This is a genomic window from Nocardia sp. NPDC058497 (assembly GCF_042720195.1).
Taxonomy (GTDB): Bacteria; Actinomycetota; Actinomycetes; order Mycobacteriales; family Mycobacteriaceae; genus Nocardia.
This window is the reverse complement of record NZ_JBHXMY010000371.1, coordinates 1-6,010: the sequence shown is the minus strand read 5'-3', so window position 1 is coordinate 6,010 and position 6,010 is coordinate 1. Positions and strand designations below refer to the sequence as shown.

The 6,010-nt window shown below is 63.6% G+C and carries 9 protein-coding genes and 1 pseudogene; 7 read left to right on the top strand and 3 right to left on the bottom strand.

The window, feature by feature from the left end; translation table 11 throughout:
• From ACFWPJ_RS22270 to ACFWPJ_RS22255, 4 genes and pseudogenes are all read left to right on the top strand, one after another.
• A pseudogene (locus tag ACFWPJ_RS22270) lies at window positions 1-297 on the top strand (hypothetical protein); the annotation flags it as partial.
• A 2-nt stretch (window positions 298-299) separates the two neighbouring features.
• Window positions 300-821 carry a DUF6262 family protein gene (locus ACFWPJ_RS22265; protein WP_378854221.1) on the top strand — a complete coding sequence of 174 codons (522 nt, stop codon included), beginning with the start codon at window positions 300-302 and terminating at the stop codon, window positions 819-821.
• Window positions 818-1,540 carry an AAA family ATPase gene (locus ACFWPJ_RS22260; protein ID WP_378854219.1) on the top strand — a complete coding sequence of 241 codons (723 nt, stop codon included), beginning with the start codon at window positions 818-820 and terminating at the stop codon, window positions 1,538-1,540. Before ACFWPJ_RS22265 ends, ACFWPJ_RS22260 begins: the two co-directional genes overlap by 4 nt.
• Before the next feature lie 106 nt (window positions 1,541-1,646).
• Window positions 1,647-2,039, top strand: coding sequence for a VOC family protein (locus ACFWPJ_RS22255; protein WP_378854217.1), 393 nt, complete (start codon window positions 1,647-1,649; stop codon window positions 2,037-2,039).
• A 104-nt stretch (window positions 2,040-2,143) separates the two neighbouring features.
• Here ACFWPJ_RS22255 and ACFWPJ_RS22250 read toward each other — a convergent pair whose 3' ends face one another.
• The 3 genes from ACFWPJ_RS22250 to ACFWPJ_RS22240 all read right to left on the bottom strand — a co-directional run bounded on the left by ACFWPJ_RS22250 (window position 2,144) and on the right by ACFWPJ_RS22240 (window position 3,851).
• The gene (locus ACFWPJ_RS22250; protein WP_378854215.1) at window positions 2,144-2,698 is read right to left on the bottom strand and encodes an AAA family ATPase; all 555 of its coding nucleotides are present in this window, start codon (window positions 2,696-2,698) and stop codon (window positions 2,144-2,146) included.
• 113 nt (window positions 2,699-2,811) lie between these two features.
• The gene (locus ACFWPJ_RS22245) at window positions 2,812-3,069 is read right to left on the bottom strand and encodes an AAA family ATPase (protein ID WP_378854213.1); all 258 of its coding nucleotides are present in this window, start codon (window positions 3,067-3,069) and stop codon (window positions 2,812-2,814) included.
• 116 nt (window positions 3,070-3,185) lie between these two features.
• Window positions 3,186-3,851 carry an NUDIX hydrolase gene (locus tag ACFWPJ_RS22240; RefSeq protein WP_378854211.1) on the bottom strand — a complete coding sequence of 222 codons (666 nt, stop codon included), beginning with the start codon at window positions 3,849-3,851 and terminating at the stop codon, window positions 3,186-3,188.
• Between the two features lie 321 nt (window positions 3,852-4,172).
• Here ACFWPJ_RS22240 and ACFWPJ_RS22235 point away from each other — a divergent pair, with 321 nt between their 5' ends.
• The 3 genes from ACFWPJ_RS22235 to ACFWPJ_RS22225 all read left to right on the top strand — a co-directional run.
• Complete coding sequence (locus ACFWPJ_RS22235) at window positions 4,173-4,526, top strand: WXG100 family type VII secretion target (protein ID WP_378854209.1); 354 nt, start codon at window positions 4,173-4,175, stop codon at window positions 4,524-4,526.
• Window positions 4,489-4,785, top strand: coding sequence for a WXG100 family type VII secretion target (locus tag ACFWPJ_RS22230; protein WP_378854207.1), 297 nt, complete (start codon window positions 4,489-4,491; stop codon window positions 4,783-4,785). Before ACFWPJ_RS22235 ends, ACFWPJ_RS22230 begins: the two co-directional genes overlap by 38 nt.
• A partial coding sequence (locus ACFWPJ_RS22225; RefSeq protein ID WP_378854205.1) for a hypothetical protein occupies window positions 4,785-6,010 on the top strand: 1,226 nt, incomplete at its 3' end. The genes ACFWPJ_RS22230 and ACFWPJ_RS22225, both read left to right, overlap by 1 nt.

Genomic DNA, 6,010 nt, shown 5'->3' with positions numbered 1-6,010 from the left:
TTTGGGTGCCAATCCGGCCCCCGCGGGGGGGGCCCCCCCCACCGAGGGGGGGGGGGGTGCGCGGCGCCCGACGACTGGGCCAAAGCCGAAGCCAGGCCGTCGGACGAAGAGATCACCCGCATCCGCCGCCTGATCTCACGCATGAAGGCCGACGTCGACGAACTCACCACCGAGGACCGGGCACAGATCGAGGAAGCGGTAGCTGTCGTCCGTCGGGCCCGCAATGGCATCGTCGGCCTTGGCTTGCCCCGGATCCGGCAGGCACTGACCGACATCCGACCAGACAGGAGCGCCTGACCATGCCTAACACCATGATCAATGGCCGCCAGGCCGACTCGGCGCGGCGCAGACAACGAGTTGTCAAGGCACTCAACGCAGCACACAAGAACGGCGGCGAGATCAGTGTCTCGGCGATCGCCCGCGCTGCCGGGGTCGACCGGACTTTCCTCTATCGCCACCCTGACCTGCTCGCCCAAGTCCACACGGCACAGGCAACACCTTCACCAGACGATCGGAACGCAGTACCGGTGACGATGGCCTCGCTGAAGGCCGACCTCGCCAACGCGCAAGCCCGAATCGCGCGCCTGGCCAGCCGCAACAAGCAGCTGGAAAAGAAGCTGTCCGAGAATCTCGGAGAAGCAGCATGGCGCGAATCCGGGCTCGGCGCACCCACCGACATCGACCAGCTGCAGCGGCAGATCACCTCGCTCGAGCAGCAGGTCGTCGAGTTGAGCAACCAACTGGAAGAACGCAACCAGGACCTTGAAGCAGCTCGCGCCGCGAACCGGGAGATGTTCGCCAGCATGAACAAGCGCCAGTGACGTCGGACGTTCGCTTCGAGCCCATCCACAGACGGCTCCTCTGTGCACGGCTCCAGACTCTGGTCGTGGATAGGGTTGTGGCCATGTTGCTTTGGATCAACGGACCCTTCGGCGGCGGCAAGACCCAGACCGCATTCGAGCTACACCGGCGGCTTCCCGGCAGCATCGTGTGCGATCCCGAAGCGGTGGGGTACGGGTTGCACCGGATGATGCCGCCACGACTTCGAGCCGACTTCCAGGACTACCCAAGCTGGCGGCAGGGCGTATTCGAGGTACTCGACCACGTACTTCGCGAGCACGACGGCGTCGTGATCGCACCGATGACTGTCGCCGAACCCCGATACTTCGCCGAGACAGTCGGACGGCTGCGGGAAACAGGACACGACGTGCGACATTTCGCGTTGCTGGCCCGCCGGGAAACAGTTCTGGACCGCCTCCGCGATCGCGGGCTCGGTTTCGCGCCCATCCTGCGCGCAGTCGGCCAAGGCGATCTGTTGCTGCGTGCAGAACAGTTCGCGGTGGACAGGCTCGACTTCTGTCTTGAGCAGCTGAGCAAACCTGAGTTTGCCGACCATATCTGGACCGACACGACTCCGGTGCCTGCGGTAGCCGACCGAATTGCCGACACAGTCGGCGTGAGGCTGGCGCCCGACACCGACGGTCGGATGCGCGGCAGGCTTCGCCGCATGGCGGTCACTGTCCGTCACGCCCGACTGTGAGTATGAGTACCAGCCGAACTCGGTGGGGGGCGATAGGAGCCGGTGGCGCTTTCAGCGATGGGGCCACGTCTGAGTGACGGAGGCCTATGCTCCCTATGCTCAGCCGATGCATCTGGAGCTTGTAGCGATCGTGGTAGCGGAGTACGACCCCGCAATCGAATTCTTCGTCAAGGTGCTGGGCTTCGAGCTCGTTGAGGACGTACCTTCGCTGACCAATGACGGCAGGCCCAAGCGCTGGGTAGTAGTACGTCCACCTGGTGCACAGACCGGGATCCTGCTCGCGCGTGCGGATGGCCATCGGCAGACAGATGCCATCGGCGATCAGGTTGCGGGTCGTGTGGGGTTCTTCCTGCGGGTCGACGACTTTCAGGCAGAGTATGCGCGGTTGGTCGCAGCGGGTGTCGAGTTCGTGACGCAACCGCGGTCCGAACCGTATGGCCGTGTCGCGGTCTTCTTGGACGTCGCAGGCAACCGGTGGGATCTACTGGGTCCCGCGTAGCGAAGGCGAGGCACTGGCTGCGCGGTCTTGGCGGCCAGTCTGGCCGACCGCCATACCTGTCGTCCAGAATCCGCATGTCCCGTCAGATTAAGTGGAGTGGAGCGTCACTGAGAACTGTTCGGCCGGTGTTCTTTGGTGACGGGGCTGGCCATGAGCTGGATCCGGTCGGCCAAGAGTGAGCAGTCGACCGGACTGGTGGTGTTGACGACAAGCGTGGCGGTGAGCTCGAGGGGCGCAGCCTGTGCCGCCCACGTGTCCCAGTCGACAGCGAGACGTTGTTCGTCTTGGTAGAGAGCTGGACGATTTCTGTTCGCGTAGCGGGTTCTTGCTGTGTCGGCATCGACATCGCACCAGACCTCGACGGCATGGGAGGCCTCGGTGTTCAAGATCCCGGTCCGGGCTACGTGACGGTCGCGGGGATTTAACAAACCCGAATCGACGATGACGGTGCCGGGGACTGCCTTGGCCAGTGCCCATACCGTGTCCATCGCTATTCCGCCTAGGGCGCGAGGGTCAGCGGCGTCTAGGCAGGTCGCGAGGGCGTCCTTCACAGTGTCCTTCGACAAGAACTGGGCGTTCAACGCCCGAGCTAGCGAGCGTCCCAACGTCGACTTACCTGAGCCAGGAAGCCCATTAACCAGCACCAGGAGTTTGTCCATCGAATCATCATGTCGAAGAGCCGGAAGTAACCGCGACCCGCCATTTGACCTGCACCACAACTGTCGTGATCTGCTATGGTCCACTCGAAAGCCGCTGAGCTGCACAGACTTCGTCAGATACGCCCCCTCGCCATGCCCGACCCCCTGAGAAATAGGTGGGGTGAGACGACGCGCCGGTAGAGGTCGCTGTCACGGTCGTAGGGGTTGCCGGTCAACTCGGCCATCACCGATTCCTCGAGCCGGGGCGCGAATTGGTCCTTGTCGAGCACGACAGCGTTGAGCAACCTCGACAACACGCTGGTGGCGGTGGTCTTGCCCGAGGCGGGGAACCCGCACACGATCGTCACACCACCACCGATCGTGGTAGCCAACTGCTCCAGCCCCTGTGTCCCCGTGGGGGAGAAGGCAAGGGACTGTGCAGGATTCACCGGATTTGTCACGCATCAATCGTCGCAGAGTCAGCCCTCCGCGAGAGCGAACCGACGGATCAGGTCCCCGCCTCGACGCCTGGACCTGTGTCGGATGCGCGCATGGTGGCGGACTCGCCGGACAAGTTTCGATGTTGGGCGGATGCTGCGACCTGCGACTGTGTTGGAGTCAGCAGTGACGTGCTGGCAAGTAGTGAGGCGGCGGTGAGCATTCCCACTGAGGTACCTGCGCCCAGGAGTTCCCCCCGGGCGAGCAGGTCTGCTGTGTGGGTGAGGGGAATCCACATCAGCTGGCTGGCCTCCTCACCGTCTGTCGGTTCCGCGACCTGGCGTGGATCGCGTCCGAGGAAGACCAGATGTCGGGTTTGAACCAGTCCGGGCATCGGTTCGAGGTCGGCGATCAGATCCAACGTTCCGACCTTGAACCCTGTTTCTTCCAACGGTTCCCGGCGCGCGCATGCGGCAGGGTCTTCACCGGTTTCGACGATTCCACCGGGCGACTCGAGCCCGATCGCGTCCACGATCCAGCGATGACGGCGCATCAGCAGGACCCGTGCGTGCTGGTCGACAGCGATCACCGTTGCGACAGTGTTCAATCGGATCGCGTGATGTGACCGGTTGATGCCGTCGGGTGTGGTGATCTCGTTGCAGGTGACCTGTAGCCACGGCGCTCCGTCGTAGACAGTCCATTCGTGGTGAACGACAGTGCGTGGCGGATCGATCATGCACCCCACGCTAGCGTCCTGGCTGCCGACGGACGACCTAGCGCCGCGACGGTGAAGGGTGGTTGGTTCCGAGCGGCGGTTCGCCGACATCGGCCACCGTCGCTTTCGTTTACCGGCCGCGGCAGGTACTTCCGTGCTTCCGGGTGCGACGCACCTGCCCCTATCCCGACGACCGTGTGTGCGATACAAGGTGGCTGGCTGCCGCGCGGCACCTGCGTAAAGGCATCTCGCGGCCGGTCTTGAGGTTCTATGGAACCGGGAGCGGCTCCGCCGCGTCCTATAGTCGTAACCGATTTGCTCAACAGGGAGGGGGGATGCAACATGTCGAACGAGCTCGCAGTCGACGTTGAACGGCTTCGGGACGCGGCACGTTTCGCCAAGGACAAGGCTCAGACCATCCGAGACGAGCTCACGCGCCTGGACAACACGATCGGTAAGGAACTGCTCGTGGACGGCTGGCAGGGGAAAGCTGCCAGCGCCTATGACGAGTCCTGGCTGGAGTGGAAGGCGGGCGCGGAGACCGTGATCGCCGCGCTGGAGCAATCCGCAACGGCCTGGCCGATGCCGCGATCCAGTACGAACTCCAAGACAATGCCACCCGCGACGCGATCACCAAAGTCGCGGTACTGGATCTCTCATGACAAGTGCCGACGAATACAAGGTCAACCTCGATGAACTCGACGCCGCGATCGACACGATGGCCAAGTTCGGAACCTCCGTCGAAACCTGGCTGGGCGAAGTCGACCAACACATCGCCGACCTGCACCTGACCTGGTCCAGCGACGCCGCGGCGGCCCAACGAGCAGCGCACGACAAGTGGGTTGCCGGGGTCGGTGAGATGCGCGAGAACCTCGGCGAGCTCCGCGACGTAGCCCGTACAGCGCACACCAACTACACCACTGCGATCAACACCAACACTGCGATGTGGCCCTGATGGCGCCACCTGCGATCAAGGTAGATCCTGCAGGATTCAGTAAGGCGGCCACGGAGTACGAGCGCGTCCACTACGCGCTGACATTTCAGATCGGGCAACTCTGCACAGGCCTGACCAACCACAGTGCCGGTTGCGCAGGCTCGGACAATGCCGGTTTGAAGTGGTCCAACGACTACGACACAGCGGCGTGGAACACTGTGGACGCGCTCGGTGACCTCGCCTTGTCCGTTGGGCAAATGCACGATCTGCTCCAGTTCACCGCAGCAAATCATGCGAACGCCAACTCGCAGTCGGCACCACAGCCCAAACCGGATGATCTGGTGTTCCCGCCGGGGACGCTGACGGTGTATCAGCCGACCGAGCCGCCTTATGCCTTCGGTGGCGATGACCCGGAACCGACCGGGTGGAGTTGGGTCCAGGGCTACGTAGAAGGCCATGTATGGCCCAACGGTGATCCCAACGATCTACGCATGACCGGGGCCGCGTGGCGCGACATGGCCAGCGGGCTGCGTGTTGCGGCCCAGATCCTTCCCGGTGCGCGGGAGTTCATCGAGGCGCAGCAGACCACGGAAACGGCCCAGGCCCTCGAACAGGCCGACAACGTCAAGACCGAGTTCGAGAACCTGGCCGGTGTCTGCGACAGCCTCGCGAACTCCTGCTACTCCTATGCCAGTTCGGTCGAGCAGACCAAGAGCGCGATCAAACGTGCGCTCATCGAGATGATGGCGCTGATCGCTGCCGATCAGGCCGCTGGTGCGATTTTCGCCTTCTTCACAGGTGGCGGTTCCGCGGTCGCGGCTCAGGGTGGGATGGCGATCTTGCTGGCCGCCTACGGCGCCAGGATCGCGACCACGATCCGTGCGTTGATCGGCCTGGTCGAGGTAGTGAAGGTCCCTGCGACCGTCGCCCAGGCGCTCGCGCGAAGCAGCGAGATACTGGGTCCGTTGATACGCGCCCGGCCACTGCTTGCCGACGTCGGGGGTGCGGCGGCCGCGTCGCCTGGTCCGTTCATTGCGTGGGCGCGGCTGACTCGTCCTGGACTGTGGACAGAGACCAAGGAGACCATCCTTCGGAATACCCCGACATGGCGGCGACCGGGCGATGCCACCGACGAGTTCTATACCGTTAAGTCCGAGCCCGACATCAAGGTCCACAAGGACAAGACCTACGAAAATCATCCCGAGATCACCCAGCTGCCGAAGGACGCGAAGGGCCAGTACTACAT